Below are 14,584 nucleotides of genomic sequence, written 5' to 3' on the forward strand. Positions count from 1 at the left end.
GCCAGATACTTGTTATCTGGCTTTTTTACGCGTGGTGGTTCTATCTATAGCCAATGAGTATTGGTGAGCAGTTTAAACAAACAAAAGCTATCTCTGTAGTCAATCGTTGCTTGCAGGTCTTTTTTGCCTTGTCTATACTGACAAGCCTTTACTTATCGTGTGCTGCGGAGCCATTTGATGCTCGACATTTCTCATTTAACCATTGCTCAATTAAAGGTAGACAGTTTACCAGTAGCCTTTGGCGTCATTATGGCGGTTATCGGATTGGTGTTCTATACTCAAGGATTACCGGGTAAATTTTGGCGACGTTTTTATGCGGTATTGCCGGGTATTGTACTGTGCTGCTTTATCCCAGCAACCCTAAACAGCCTTGGCATCTTTGCTGACAGCATTGGCTCACAGATTTATGGCTTTACCGCCACTTATTTGTTGCCAGCAAGTTTGCTATTGATGACCCTATCAATGGATGTGCCAAAGATATTGGGGCTTGGCTGGAAGGCCATTGCCATGTTTTTTGCCGCCAGTATCGCCATTGTCATCAGTGGGCCGATTAGCTTAGGCATTGCTAAATGGGTGTCACCTGAGATGTTTACCGACGATACTCTATGGCGCGGCTTTTCGGCGGTGGCGGGTAGTTGGATAGGCGGTGCAGCAAACCAAGCGGCGATGAAGGAATTGTTTGGCGTGAGTGATGATTTGTTTGGCATGATGATCTTGGTCGATACTACCAATGCGTCGTTATGGTTGTTGGCTATTTTGGTCATGGCCAAGCACAGCGCTAAGATAGATAAGTTTTTACGGGCTGATACCAGTAGTATTGATAAGGTCATCGCCGCTGTAGAGAGCTACGAGCGTGATCATGCCCGTCCGGCGACTTTAAATGATTTGATGGTGATGTTTGGTTTGTGTTTTGCGATGGTTGGAGTGGCGCACTTTATCGGCGGGCAGATAGCAGGCTTCTTTGCACCCTATAGCTGGGCAGTACAATACAGCTTTGCCAGCTCATTCTTTTGGATGGTGGTGATTATCACCTTAATAGGGGTAGTATTTTCCTTTACCAAAATTCGTCGCCTTGATCATGTTGGTGCCTCCAAAATTGGTACGGTATTTATCTTTGTATTGATTGCTGCTATCGGTATGCAAATCAATCTCGCCGGTATTGTCTCGCAGTGGCGCTTGCTACTCATTGGTCTATTGTGGATGAGTATTCACGTGGTGATTATCTTTATTGTCGCTAGAATCATTCGTGCACCATTTTTCTTTTTAGCAGTGGGTTCTAACGCCAATACCGGCGGCGCGTCTTCTGCCCCGATTGTCGCCACGGCATTTCACCCCTCACTGGCGCCCGTTGGCGTATTCTTGGGTATTTTAGGCTATGCGGTGGGCACCTTTGGTGGTTATATCAGTACACAGATGATGCGGCTAGTGGTAGGGTGAGCGCTAACAAGCCTTAGTGTACATAAACCATAAATGTAGCTTTGGGTACTGTATGTGAGGCATTTATTAACGGCTTAATTTCCAAAAAAAAGAGAATGCTTGTTGACCAAGCCCTCTCTTTTTTTATTGATATAGTCAGTGAAAAGTAATATTGATCTTAGTCTATCTATTCTGATTCATTACTACTATCAAGCCTTCATCTGCGCCAATCATTTTTCTATTCCCAATAATCTGCTGGGCATTCAGGTAATTCACTTAAGGTATTACGTAGTGCAACCGACCACTGACGACTGATGTCGTTGAAGTATTCGTCGTCTTGCTCGATACGGCGACCCTTAGGCATCTTCAAACTGTCATTTTGATAAATCAACAAATCTATGGGCATACCTACAGACAGATTGGAGTGAATGGTTGAGTCAAATGACAACATCAGGGCTTGGGTCGCATGCTTGACGTCTGTCTCGTATTTAACCGAGCGGTCGAGAATGGGCTTGCCGTATTTACTCTCACCCAGCTGAAAAAACGGCGTATCTTGCGTGGCTCTAATGCAGTTGCCTTCTGGGTAGATCATATATAGCTCAGGAGGCTGGCCTTTGATTTGCCCGCCCAATATAAACGAGCTGGTAAAGGTGCCACTATTACTATCGTTAGCGACGCTTTGAGCATGAGTCATGATACTACGCATGCATTCACCCACCATTTGCGCCGCGTCAAACAGTGTCGCGACGGTATGTAAGCTGCTCTCAGAACGCAGGTTGATATCGGTTTTTAACTTATTAAAGACCGCTTGTGAGGTAGCAAGGCTGCCAGCGGTCTGTAGCACCATAAAACGTTCGCCTTCAACGCCGTATTGGTAGAGTTTTCTAAACGTCGAGATATGGTCAATGCCAGCGTTGGTACGGGTGTCACTCGCAAAAACCATCGCGTCTTTTAGACGAATAGCGGCGCAGTAAGTCATAAAAAATCCTTATCTCAATAAGCAGAATCGATATTGATCTTGATAGATAGACTGCATCTATTACTATGACAATCTTGAGACCAAAACTTGACTGTAAAGATTCTCATAGCCGCCGCCCATCCTTACCCCGCGTACTGGTGCGGCATCTAAGTAATCGCGACCAATAGCGACATACACATGCGAGCTTGGCTGGAACAGCAGATTTGAGATGTCAAAGGTATACCAGTAGCCCTCTAGCCAAACCTCTGCCCAAGCATGGCTGGCCATATGATTCTCTGTGTCATCGTATAGATAACCTGACACATAACGCGCTGGGATATGCTGATCCCTCAAGCAGCCTAAAAATACATGGGTATGGTCTTGGCACACACCAGCGCCGATGTTAAAGGCTTCGGCTGCCGTCGTTCCCACGTGGGTGGCATCTTTTATATAAGGCATTTTGGTCAATAGCTCAGTCGCCATGGCTTTAAGGCTGTCATGGGTCGGGTCTTTTAGATAAGGTGCAGCAAAGGCGCGCATCGCCTCTGAACACTTAGTCAATGGGCTTTGTACCGTAAATAGCAAATAGGGGACGTTGTCCATGTCCTCTAATCGCTCGGTATCGGTATTGATCTCGACAATGCCGGACGCCTGCATTTGCAAGTTATTGTGTGCCTCATTACGACTAAGCGTTAGCCAGTCATTGCCAAAGCCGTCTTTTTGATTGACGGCAACTTTAGGCAGCATCACATCCCACCTATGAATCGTTTGATGCGGTAATTGCATCGGCGTCATACGAATATACTGAACGCTGCGCTGTGCCAGCTCGCCGTAGTAATAATTGGTTTGATGACTTATTTGAAGTTTCATAATGTCTTCCTCTTTAAGGTGCTTTTTGTCTATTTTACTAAGCTAAACGCTATACACCTTGCTGTAATATGATGTTGAATTCTCGGCTAATAAGCTTAAAGTCGCTAAATTGCTTTGATTTGATCATCTGATTGGTCAAGCGAGTCAGTTCACGCCAGCGCGTGTTTTCTGGCAGCTGATTAATCCAATACTTAAATTCAAGACTAATCTCGGTGGTGTCCTCATTGAGTAGGACCGCACGCTCTAATTGCTCAAAATACCGACCTAATTGCCAAAAACACGTCACGGTAGGGTGCTCTTGTTCCATTGCTGCATTACAGGCATATAGCTGTAGCGTCGCTGCTCGATAAGTACCGGCACTTGATAAGCGTTTAATGAGGTTGTACAGCTCTGCAGTATCTTTGCCAATCACGCCTTTGGCCTCTTGCACATTTGTCTCAATGGATTGGACCACGCTAGGGATTCTTTTTTGCTCTAAGTCGTAAAGTATTTGTGCCTTCATTACTTTTAGCGGCTCATTCGCCTCTGCCGCAAAGCCTAAATGGCTGATTAAATGCTGTATTTGTGATTTTTTTAGGTCACCTTTGATCAACTGTTTCATTAGGCTGTCGTAGTAGTAGAGTCGCTCGCTATACCTACCGAGCCAGATCAAATGACTACTGGTCGACAGCAGCAATATCATTGGCGCATCATCGAGGTCCTCAAAACCCGCTTCGATAGGCTGTATGCGATTGTGGTAGCTGGCGTGACCAGCAGCACTCAGTGCTAGATTGTTAGACTTATCCGCCTGCCCATTAGCCAAGGCGGCTTTGCTCGAAGCTGGCGCGTTACGCTTGTCTGAAGATCTCTTCTCTAAACTGCTGTCATCGACGACCCAAGTATCTTTGATGCCACCACCTTGTGATGAGTTGACCACTAACGAGCCTTCGACCATCGCCACACGAGTAAGACCGCCCGGTACGATATCGACCGAACCGTCGCCATGACTGAGTACAAAGGGGCGCAGGTCAATATGGCGCGGGGCGATACCATCACTAACAGCGGTGGGATTGGTAGATAATGAAATTGTAGGCTGCGCAATAAAACCGTTGGGGTTGTCGAGCAGACGCTTGCGATAGTCGCTGATCTCTTGTTTGGTAGAGGTTGGCCCTATGAGCATGCCATAGCCGCCGGAGCCTTGGGTTTCTTTGACCACCAGCTTGTCTAGATTGTCTAGTACATAGCTTAGCTCGTCAGGCTTGCGGCACTGATAGGTCTCGATATTGGGCAAGATGGGCTTTTCACCCAAATAGAACTCAATCATATCGGGCACAAAGGGGTACAAGCTTTTGTCATCTGCCACACCAGTGCCGGGCGCATTGACGACGACCACATTACCAGCGCGGTAAGCACTCATCAGACCCGACACGCCTAGTATTGAGTTGGACTGAAATGCCAAGGGATCAATGTAAGGGTCATCAATTCGGCGATAAACGATATCGACTTGTACCTTACCACGGATACCTTGCATGTAGACTTTGCTGTCCTCAACCACCAAGTCATAGCCGTGTACCAGTGGTACATTCATCTCATGCGCCAAAAAAGCATGCTCATAATAAGCACTGTTGAAGCGACCGGGGGTTAAGATAACAATTTGTGGATCATACTTGGTGGTTGAGCTGGCAAGACAGCATTTGAGACGCTGCGGATAGTCGCTAACCCCTAATACGGGCGTATGAGCGAACAAATCAGCTAATAGAGTCTCTGAAATACTGCGACTCTCCAGCATGTAGGAGACGCCAGATGGCGTGCGAAGATTGTCCTCTAATACACAGAATTGACCGGTCTCGTCTCGAATGAGATCGATACCACTGATGTGCGAGTAGATAGGCTTATCAAGTTCAATGCCCATCATCCATGGCTCATAGCAACCACTGGCATAGACGTAGCTGGCAGGAACAATGTCTGCTTTCATAATGGCTTGATCGTGATAGATATCATGCAAAAAGGCATTGAGCGCAGTAATCCGTTGCTTGCAACCAGCTTCTACTTGCTGCCATTCGCTGGCGGAGATAATGCGTGGAATGATATCAAAAGGAATCATCCGCTCAATGTTTTTGGCATCGCTATAGACAGTGAAAGTCACGCCCTTACGATAAAATATATTTTCTGCTTGCTCGTTCAGGTGGTTGAGCGCATCCATACTGATGTTGTCTAGCCAATCGCCGACAGCCTTAGCTGCAGGACGATATTCACCCTTTTCGTTTTGTAGTTCATCGAAGCACTGTCGCTTTTTTTGCTTGTCTTTTGCGTGGCTCTTACTTATGGTTGGGTTAGGAGAAGTCGCCATTTGATCTTGGCTTTGACTTTGGCCATCATTTTGGCTTTGAGATTGAAGTGATTGTTGGTTCATAAATACCTCACGCATCCTTGGTAAAGTTATTATTTATGACGCATACACGGGTTATGATAGGCAGATCGGCAGGTGCAAGACGTCCAATATGTAGCCTGTGCCTTGTCTTGACTATAGCGCGTCTACGAGCCTATGCACAATAAGCCTGTGACTTTTTTAAAGTTGTCACCGTTAAAATACAACACAACAATAACTTAACTGCTGCAAAAAACAGCGATATCTTGCTTTCTTAAGGGTTCACTAGCGATGGTACTTATATGAAGTGCTCATCTGAACAAACCTTTATAAACCCATTTAAGAGGATGGAGCAACATGGATGAAAAGAAGTTCGAGATTTATTTGGCGGATGATGGGCAAACTCAAATTGAGATTCGTCTAGAGCGCGACACCTTGTGGCTCTCGCAAGCGCAACTGGCGACATTGTTTGAAAAAGACTCTGATACGATTGGTTTGCACCTAAAAAACATCTATAAAGAAGGCGAACTCGACCCCGAAGCAACTACCGAGCAATCCTCGGTAGTTCGTAAAGAGGGAAACCGACAAGTGCGACGCAACATTCGCTTTTACAATCTAGATGCCATTATTTCTGTGGGTTATCGGGTTAATTCTAAAAAAGGCACGCAGTTTCGTATATGGGCGACCCAGCGCTTACGTGAATACTTAGTGCAAGGCTATACGCTCAATCAGCAACGCTTCGATAAAAACTCTGCCGAGCTCCAGCAAGCGTTAAACTTAATCAAAAAAACAGCCCAAAGCCCTGAGCTGAATACTGATGAAGGGCGCGGCTTAATTGAGATTATCAGCCGTTATACGCAGACGTTTTTATGGCTACAACGCTATGATGAAGGCTTGCTTGACGATCCAGCAGGGCAGGAGGGCGGTGTATTGCCTAGCCTAACTGAAGCGATGAGCGCACTAAACAATTTAAAAGCGCAATTAATATCACGCGGTGAGGCAACTGAGCTATTTGCCAAGCCTCGCGGTGACGGGTTAGACAGTGTACTGGGCAATTTGCAGCAAACCGTGTTTGGCGAGCCTGCCTATCCGACTATCGAGAGTAAAGCGGCGCATTTATTGTATTTTATGGTCAAGAACCATCCCTTTACCGATGGCAATAAACGCAGTGGTGCTTTCTTATTCGTGGATTTTTTACATCGTAATAAGCGGCTGCTCAATGAAAGTGGCGAAATGGTCATTAATAACACGGGACTTGCTGCTTTAACCTTACTGGTCGCTGAGTCTGATCCCAATCAAAAAGAGACGTTGATTAAATTGATTATGAATATGCTGTCATTAGAGGCTTGATATACAGAGATATCATCCATGAGCGCTACAAAAGATAAGTCTAACTATGAATATTTGCAGTTATCATTATAACAACAACGCTTGATAATCAATTTTAAGGAAAACAACGCATGTTTAGCATAATAAAAGACTGGCACAATCAGCGCGTACTCGATAACAGTGACTTTACTAAGGCGGACTGGATGCAGGCTGCCAAGCGTATTGTGATACTTGAGCGCTTAAACGAGGACGAGATGACTCGTTTGTTTGAGTTGGCGACGTTGTTTTTGGATGATAAATCCATTACGGGCGCACAAGGCTTTGAAATCACAGATGCAGTCAGGCAGTCCATTGCCTTACAAGCCTGTTTGCCGATATTGAATCTAAGTCTAGAATGGTACGCTGGCTGGTCGTCCATTATCATTTATCCCGGTTCTTACAAAAGTGACAGTACCACTGTAGATGAGTTCGGTATCGTCCATGAAGGCAGCCAACATCGTAGCGGCGAAGCGTGGCTGCGTGGACCGGTCATTCTGTCATGGAAGGATGCCAAGCATTCAGGCGAACGCGATGGTCACAATGTCGTCATTCATGAGTTTGTCCATAAGCTCGATATGCTCAATGGCCGTGCTAATGGCTTTCCACCATTGCAACCCGGCATGGATCCTGCGCGCTGGACGGAGGTTATGGCGCGAGATTTTGAGGATTTTCAAACGCATCGTAAGTCAGGACTGGATCGATATGGCGCGACCAATCCCGCTGAGTTCTTTGCGGTGCTCAGCGAAGTGTTTTTTGAGACGCCAGAAAAGTTGGTCGACGCATATCCAGATATCTATGAGATTATGGTCAAGTTTTTTAAGCAAACACCGATGTAGTTGATGTTAAATATATTACATATTAAAAAATGAATATATAACAGTGTAAACACAAAAAGGGCAGTGCATCATACAGAATACACTGCCATGATTTAATCTTTAATAATTAAATCATGTGCTTATTATCTAATTAGACCGTCCACTGATCATTAACAATAGCCACCAAATAACGTTTGCCTTGATAATTATCAAACACTAAACGCAATACACGCCAGTCCATACCATCATAATCTTCGCTACCTTTATAATAAAACTCAACAACATCGGATTTTTGATAGATTTTTTTTAAGTTATTGATGGTATTACCATTACGACGAAACTCATTGATGCTGACAGCGCTATCATTGTACTTTTTGGCATCAACCCAAGTATCTAAGTATTCTGGCAGCGGAATCACTAATGGGTCGCCAGTACCGTCAAGTTCGCCCCAAGTAAAGCGAATTTTTGACTGTTGCAAATATTGTGCATATTGCTCACGGCTAAAGGTTTTATCCGTTTCAGGGCGTACATAAGCGTACATGGAGAACCTGACGCCACGTGTGGGATGGATATCATCCGTGATACGAGAAAAGTCATTGTTAGCGAGTGCACGCTGGATACGTAGCGCTTGCTGTCTGAGTGTCTGCTGGCTCATGTCAGAGAGCACTTGTGATGATGCGTTGCTGGTTTGCGGATTAGAGATGGTCGCGCTGGACTCAGCAGACGATTGGCAGCCAGTGACAATAAGTGTGGCCATCAGTATTGATGCCATACTTGTAGCGGTTGAGGGTTTATAAAGATAAGACTGAGGCATATGAAAACGAGATGACGGCATCATAAAAATATCCTTATCGTAATAACATTAGGTATTGGAATTATTTTTTAGATAGAGATCGTTCGATTAGATAATGACTTGTGTAGATATAAATTAATAATGGTTGTGATGTTCGTTAATACATAGCGGCTCATTGTTCAGAGCAACATTCAAAGCAACCATTGAGATTAAGTTAGCAAATATAGTCAGCATGAACTGTAATAATTGTTTAATCCAAACTTCCTCAGACCGTTGGTTTGTTTTCGCATAATGTATATTATGTTAAATAAGTAGTATCTGATAGTAAATTCATGGAATTATAATCAAACGGTAAATTATTAATCTGATTGATAATTTCTTGACCAAAATATGTACCACCTATCAAATAAATACTGTAATCACTCCTAACGCAACTACTAGCTGATATGCCTTGAAGGTTTAATACGCGGAGCCCTAATTGAGCTTAGTATATTAGATCAAGTCGCTAATAACCTCTTTGCATGTATTTCAAAAACCTATGTGTTGTAGATACAGTAATTCTACCATTCATTCAAAGTTAATCTGTTCGATGAACTTGTTCTGACTATGGTTAATATGCTTATTATCTTCACCATGCATAGCTAGCCCTTTGCGTAGTCTCTTATTCTTAATCATCTGGCTCTTTAGTACGAATGCTTTTGCAATACGTTAGGCATATAAAGATATCACTACCTATAGATTATTAGCTTAGCTCAAAAATCATCACTCTTTTGGTTATCTGTTAATTCATATCCGTTCTAATAGCGCAGGTATGATCTTACAATGCTCCTACTTAGCCTGTCTGCAAGTCTGGTTTAGATCTACCTTATAGTGGCAAATATCATGACCAACTAAGCTGTAATGCTTTTTGTTTTAAGTTATCAAAAACCCCTCACTATTCGTAATATGATTCCATCTAAAGCACTGAGTTAACAACCGCCAAATTTGCACAGAACAGTACTATGCCCCTAATTTTTATATTCTGTGCACGTACAGGAGCATGGTTTTTGTCGAAAATAGGCTCAATCAAATGTTAGGCAAAGCATCCATCTTATATTAACCCCAATTATTTGACCAAAATAACCAGTAATAATAACCTACAGCTCAATAAACGCATAGCCTACTCCTCCTTCAGTCGTTATACTATAATCATCCCCAAGTGAAGGTTGGGGATGAATGTAGTATACAATCTTCCATTTAAAGGGTTTTGTAAATTCACTAATGAATAACAGTGTCCATATTAGTGTCCAATAGCTATCTACATTTCCCAGAAAACGCTTTTCAGGACTCGTAAAACGTGCGCAAAGATTACTCTAAATCTAAGTATAGAGGTAATAGATTAACATTCACAATTTACCTAGCTTATAAAGCTAACGGATGTACCTCATGGCTGTCGATAATTTAAATGATATCAATAAACTTGAATGCCGAGATAAAGATTACTCGGTCAGTGTCTCAGGTATCGCGGGTTTAAGTATTCGTATTTATCCAAATGGTAAAAAGGAATACTACTTACGGTACGCTCATCCGCATATCGATGGTAAGCGCCCTAGAATAATGCTAGGTAAGGTCGAAGATATCAGTCTATATGAAGCTAAGTATAAAGCAGAAACTATACTTAGCACGGTCGCACAAGGCTCCGACCCTAAAGCCATTCATAAAAAAGAACAAGTCAATAAGTATGCTCATCTAAAGAACGCCACATTTTCTGAAATCACGCAAGCGTGGCGAGATCACAAAACGTCAAGTCGTCACCATAGTAAATCTAGAAAGCGCGCGTTTAGTGACTCAACCCTTAAATTTTGGGATTTATGTCTAGGATACATGTGTCGTGAGATTGGCGACTTAAGAATGAACGATATCACAAGCGAGATGATATTAAGTGTATGTGAGGCGATTCAAAACAATGAAAATCAAGCAACCTTCGTTGGTGCCAGTACTCGGCTTTATACTGAAAAAGTCTTCTCATTTGCTGTCGCAAGAGGATTATGCGATAGAAATGTAGCTATTGATACACGTGGCGAGCTCGCACCTGCCAGTTCAGGTAACCATTTACCAGCCATTACCAAGCCTGATCAGTTTGCCACCCTCCTGAACGATATGTCCAATTTCAAAGGTGCAAGTAAAATCACATTAGAAGCAATGAATTTACTACCATATGTCTTCGTGCGTAGTATCGATTTGCGGTCTATGCGTTGGCAAGATATAGATTGGGATAACAAGCTATGGGAGTTTTCCCCAACAAAAGGCGAAGGTCGTGATGACATGGTATCGCACTTAGTTGTACCACTAGCCACTCAAGTAATTGAGCGCTTACGAAAAATGCAAGCAATCACAGGTCACAAAGAACGCGTATTTGCATCGATACGTGCCTCAAGCAATCCTTATATTAGCAAAGCAACACTAGTGCAAATATTCCATAGGCTTGGCTATAAAGATGTGCAATGCGCTCATGGCTTTCGAGCATCAGCTAAAACCTTACTTATGGAACAGCCTGAACTGCGTTATTCAGATATCGTGACTGAGCTGCAATTAGGACATAGAATAAAGGACACGCATGGTGGCGCTTATAACCGATTAGATGAAATTGATACTAGAATACTGATGATGCAAGATTGGGCTGACTATATAGATAAGCTCAGGGGTTCAACGTAATGATTGCTTTAAGTTGTGGTTATCGCTCAACAATAATATGCCTATTAGCATTCACAGTGCATAATAAGCCCTTTGCATAGCATAGCATCTCATTCCCAGTCATCACATAACAACTAAAACACCCTAACATTCTATTGTTGGTAGCCTAGATATTGGAATTTCTGCAACCTCGCGCTTGTGATCAACGACCAAGCTGACAGCTTCTAATCTCCGGTATCTTATCTGCATGAGCTCACTTCATGTACTGACAAACTCTATAGCCTCGGTTTAATTCTCCAGCTTTACTAAACAGTCAGAATTAATATCAGCAATCGTTTTGGCACCAGTCAAGGTCATTGCGACGCGTATTTCTTTATCTAGCAGTTCTAACAAATTGCTTACCCCTGCACCGCCATCCGCTGCTAAAGCATAAATAAAAGCGCGCCCTAGCATGCAAATATCAGCGCCTAAAGCTAACATGCGCACAATATCTAAGCCATTGCGTATTCCAGAGTCGGCTAAGATTTTAATCTCTCCTTTCACCGCATCAGCAATAGGAGGCAGCGCCCGTGCACTGGATAAAACACCGTCTAGTTGTCGTCCACCATGATTGGATACGACTATACCGTCTGCCCCAAAACGCACCGCATCTTTGGCATCTTCTGGGTCCAAAATACCTTTGATGACCATAGGTCCATCCCAGTACTCACGAATCCAATCTAAATCTTTCCAAGAAATAGAGGGATCGAAGTTATTACCTAGCCAGCCTATATAATCTTCTAGCCCTGTTGGCTTGCCTAAATAAGTAGAGATATTGCCCAGATCGTGCGGACGGCCATTTAGTCCTACATCCCATGCCCATTGCGGATGCGTCACAGACTGTAAGTAACGGCGCATAGTGGCATTTTTACCGCTCATGCCAGAGTGCATATCTCGGTAGCGTGCGCCTGGTACCGGCATATCCACCGTAAAAACCAAGGTCGAGCACCCCGCAGCTTTGGCACGCTCTAAGGCGTTTTTCATAAAGCCTCGGTCTTTTAATACATAAAGCTGAAACCACATTGGACGGATGATTTTAGGCGCCACTTCTTCAATCGGACAAACCGAAACCGTCGACATGGTAAACGGAATGCCTTTTTGATCGGCTGCCATAGCGGCTTGTACCTCCCCACGACGTGCATACATACCTGTGAGACCGACTGGTGACAATGCGACAGGCATGGATAGGGTTTCGTTAAATAATTGCGTCTCGAGACTGAGCTGTGACATATCATTCAGTACACGTTGCCTAAGGGCAATTTTCGATAAATCTTCAACATTACGCTTTAAGGTATATTCCTCATAAGCACCGCCATCTATATAATGAAATAGAAATGGTGGCAGTCGGCGCTTGGCAGCAGCCCTGTAGTCGTTTGGAGATGAAATAATCATACGCTTACCCTTTTTATGCTGTTAGATATCTATGTAATATTTTTGAATCTCTAATGGTGTGTTGATTAGTGCCAAATGATATATCTTTTTTTATTCTAGCTTTGTACTCGTGCTTCAGCATAAAGATCAGCGATAGAATGCTTAATCATAATGAATAGAACTGACTTGCTTTTGAAGCATAAAGCTCAGCCTACACTAACTATTACACACAGCACGAGCAGTTGCGTTTATTTTTTGATGTTTTACCAATGCCAGGATTAAAGGTATTGGTTGGGTCTAAACTTTTATAGAAGTTCTGCAAATCAGGTTCTGCTTCATATAAGTGTCCGACATTATGTTCAGCAGGATATTTTGCGCCGCGTTGATTCAACAGCTCTAGCATCATCGTTTTCACATATTGAGCATCACTACCCTTTTTCAAAATATAGTCTTGATGAAACACATAACAAAAGAAGTGTCCGTAATATAACTTCATTTCTAAATGCTGTGTAATTGCTTCAGGTAGGGTTTCAAGCCACTCTAATTCATTACGTGGTATAGCAATATCGAGCGCTAATATCTCGCCTACTTCTTTTTCATGGATGACCTCATATCTTAATGCTGCACCGGCGGCTGCAAAACGGTTCAAAAAAGCACTTTCTGACTCTTCTTTACTACATTCAAAATAGCTACCGGTTTTTGATGCCGCAAAAAACGACTGCAAAAATTCTTGAGCTTCCACTATCCCGTCATCACTCATTTTTATTATGAGATGATGCTCGTACTTATCACGGTACGCTAGCATGCGCTCAGGTAAATGTTTTGGAAATAAGTTAGCTATAAACTGCATGACTTTATCGGTGAAATGCTTTGGCATCCACGACCACTTATGAAATTTAGCGTCAATAGCGCCTTTGATAGAGAATAACCTTGGTAAGGCATCTGTGCCGAGATGCTTGATACTTAAAAAAGTGTCTTTACCGTATTTAGCGGATACATCAAATATATCGCGATGCATATATTCGCCAACTTCGGGGGTATTTTTGAAAGTTGATAATATCTGCCTTCTTAACTGGGCAAGCTCACTGACACTATTACTGCCTATATAGAAAGCTTTCTCTTTTGTAGCGGTTGGATAAGTATCTAGGCGTACTGCAAATACCGCCAACTTGCCTGCACAGCCACTGGCTTCATACAGTCGGCGCTTATCAGCATTAAAGCGGCTTGGCGTACTTGCATCAATATCTTTTACTCTGGCGATATATTCTTTGTCTGATGCCATCTTGCCACTGTCAGGTAGCTTCCTCTTATCAAAATCACCATTTTGCAATCTCGTCAGTATTTCTTCCGGGGTATCCCCTAGCCCTATATCTAAGTGATTGACCAACACCAACTGACCTTGTGTGTTAATCTGCGCAAACAAAGCCAACTCAGTGTAAGCAGGGCCTCTTTTTACCAAGGACCCTCCCGAGTTATTCGAAATCCCACCAATAATAGACGCCCCTAAAGTCGAGGAACCAATCACCGAATGCGGTGCTCTATTCACCGCTTGCAGCTGACTTTGTAGTTGGTGTAGCGTCGCCCCAGGCAAGCTAATCACTTGCTCGTTGTCATTCACCAAATACAACTGATTCATTGCAAGAGTATTGATCACAACCACTGGTCTATCATAGTCATTACCACTGGGTGTTGAGCCTTCAGTCAGACCTGTTTTTGCCGCTTGCATGATGATGATGCAGTTACCCTCAACGCACACTTCTAGGCAACGCCAAATTTCCAGCAAGGTTTGCGGAAACAAAACCGCTAAAGCGTTACCGCCACCAGAGCGCCATCCCATTCTATAGTATTCGTTTTTCTCTGGATCAGCCTGGACATTGCGAGTGCCCAGTACGTCTGTGAGCTTATCCAGGACTTGATCAGGACTAAGCATGCCT

Annotated in this window: 10 protein-coding genes; 4 read left to right on the forward strand and 6 right to left on the reverse strand. The window is 43.5% G+C overall.

Going from position 1 to position 14,584, the window contains the following annotated elements:
* The first annotated feature begins 177 nt into the window (after positions 1–177).
* A complete protein-coding gene (locus CXF65_RS07355) occupies positions 178–1,437 on the forward strand; it encodes a DUF819 domain-containing protein (protein WP_101211579.1) in 1,260 nt (419 codons plus the stop codon).
* 217 nt (positions 1,438–1,654) lie between these two features.
* On the opposite strand, the gene CXF65_RS07360 is transcribed toward CXF65_RS07355, so the two are convergent.
* From CXF65_RS07360 to CXF65_RS07370, 3 genes are all read right to left on the reverse strand, one after another.
* Positions 1,655–2,395: a peptidase gene (locus CXF65_RS07360; protein WP_101211580.1), complete on the reverse strand. Its 741-nt coding sequence runs from the start codon at positions 2,393–2,395 to the stop codon at positions 1,655–1,657.
* A 63-nt stretch (positions 2,396–2,458) separates the two neighbouring features.
* A complete protein-coding gene (locus CXF65_RS07365; RefSeq protein ID WP_101211581.1) occupies positions 2,459–3,244 on the reverse strand; it encodes a transglutaminase family protein in 786 nt (261 codons plus the stop codon).
* Between the two features lie 49 nt (positions 3,245–3,293).
* Positions 3,294–5,636 (reverse strand): circularly permuted type 2 ATP-grasp protein, encoded by a 2,343-nt coding sequence (locus tag CXF65_RS07370; RefSeq protein ID WP_227523220.1) that lies wholly within the window; start codon positions 5,634–5,636, stop codon positions 3,294–3,296.
* A 312-nt stretch (positions 5,637–5,948) separates the two neighbouring features.
* Here CXF65_RS07370 and rhuM point away from each other — a divergent pair, with 312 nt between their 5' ends.
* On the forward strand, positions 5,949–6,941 hold the full coding sequence (rhuM, locus tag CXF65_RS07375; RefSeq protein WP_025652023.1) for a RhuM family protein: 993 nt from the start codon (positions 5,949–5,951) through the stop codon (positions 6,939–6,941).
* 110 nt (positions 6,942–7,051) lie between these two features.
* The gene (locus CXF65_RS07380) at positions 7,052–7,795 is read left to right on the forward strand and encodes a zinc-dependent peptidase (RefSeq protein WP_025652022.1); all 744 of its coding nucleotides are present in this window, start codon (positions 7,052–7,054) and stop codon (positions 7,793–7,795) included.
* A 130-nt stretch (positions 7,796–7,925) separates the two neighbouring features.
* Here the strand turns inward: CXF65_RS07380 and CXF65_RS07385 are convergent, their stop codons facing one another.
* Positions 7,926–8,612: a hypothetical protein gene (locus tag CXF65_RS07385; protein ID WP_101211582.1), complete on the reverse strand. Its 687-nt coding sequence runs from the start codon at positions 8,610–8,612 to the stop codon at positions 7,926–7,928.
* A 1,380-nt stretch (positions 8,613–9,992) separates the two neighbouring features.
* Here CXF65_RS07385 and CXF65_RS07390 point away from each other — a divergent pair.
* Positions 9,993–11,261, forward strand: coding sequence for a tyrosine-type recombinase/integrase (locus tag CXF65_RS07390; protein ID WP_101211583.1), 1,269 nt, complete (start codon positions 9,993–9,995; stop codon positions 11,259–11,261).
* A 267-nt stretch (positions 11,262–11,528) separates the two neighbouring features.
* Here CXF65_RS07390 and lldD read toward each other — a convergent pair whose 3' ends face one another.
* Together lldD and dld are read right to left on the reverse strand one after the other, a co-directional pair.
* The gene (gene lldD / locus CXF65_RS07395; protein WP_101211584.1) at positions 11,529–12,671 is read right to left on the reverse strand and encodes an FMN-dependent L-lactate dehydrogenase LldD; all 1,143 of its coding nucleotides are present in this window, start codon (positions 12,669–12,671) and stop codon (positions 11,529–11,531) included.
* A gap of 202 nt (positions 12,672–12,873) precedes the next feature.
* A complete protein-coding gene (dld, locus tag CXF65_RS07400) occupies positions 12,874–14,580 on the reverse strand; it encodes a D-lactate dehydrogenase (RefSeq protein ID WP_227523221.1) in 1,707 nt (568 codons plus the stop codon).
* Between the last annotated feature and the right edge of the window lie 4 nt (positions 14,581–14,584).

The sequence above is a fragment of the Psychrobacter sp. Sarcosine-3u-12 genome (assembly GCF_002836005.1).
Lineage (GTDB): Bacteria > Pseudomonadota > Gammaproteobacteria > Pseudomonadales > Moraxellaceae > Psychrobacter > Psychrobacter okhotskensis.

Coding starts and splice junctions, on each gene's coding strand:
- CXF65_RS07385 (WP_101211582.1), bottom strand. CDS start 8,612: ATGATGCCGTCATCTCGTTTTCATATGCCTCAGTCTTATCTTTATAAA.
- CXF65_RS07380 (WP_025652022.1), top strand. CDS start 7,052: ATGTTTAGCATAATAAAAGACTGGCACAATCAGCGCGTACTCGATAAC.
- CXF65_RS07370 (WP_227523220.1), bottom strand. CDS start 5,636: ATGAACCAACAATCACTTCAATCTCAAAGCCAAAATGATGGCCAAAGT.
- rhuM (WP_025652023.1), top strand. CDS start 5,949: ATGGATGAAAAGAAGTTCGAGATTTATTTGGCGGATGATGGGCAAACT.
- CXF65_RS07360 (WP_101211580.1), bottom strand. CDS start 2,395: ATGACTTACTGCGCCGCTATTCGTCTAAAAGACGCGATGGTTTTTGCG.
- dld (WP_227523221.1), bottom strand. CDS start 14,580: ATGCTTAGTCCTGATCAAGTCCTGGATAAGCTCACAGACGTACTGGGC.
- lldD (WP_101211584.1), bottom strand. CDS start 12,671: ATGATTATTTCATCTCCAAACGACTACAGGGCTGCTGCCAAGCGCCGA.
- CXF65_RS07355 (WP_101211579.1), top strand. CDS start 178: ATGCTCGACATTTCTCATTTAACCATTGCTCAATTAAAGGTAGACAGT.
- CXF65_RS07365 (WP_101211581.1), bottom strand. CDS start 3,244: ATGAAACTTCAAATAAGTCATCAAACCAATTATTACTACGGCGAGCTG.
- CXF65_RS07390 (WP_101211583.1), top strand. CDS start 9,993: ATGGCTGTCGATAATTTAAATGATATCAATAAACTTGAATGCCGAGAT.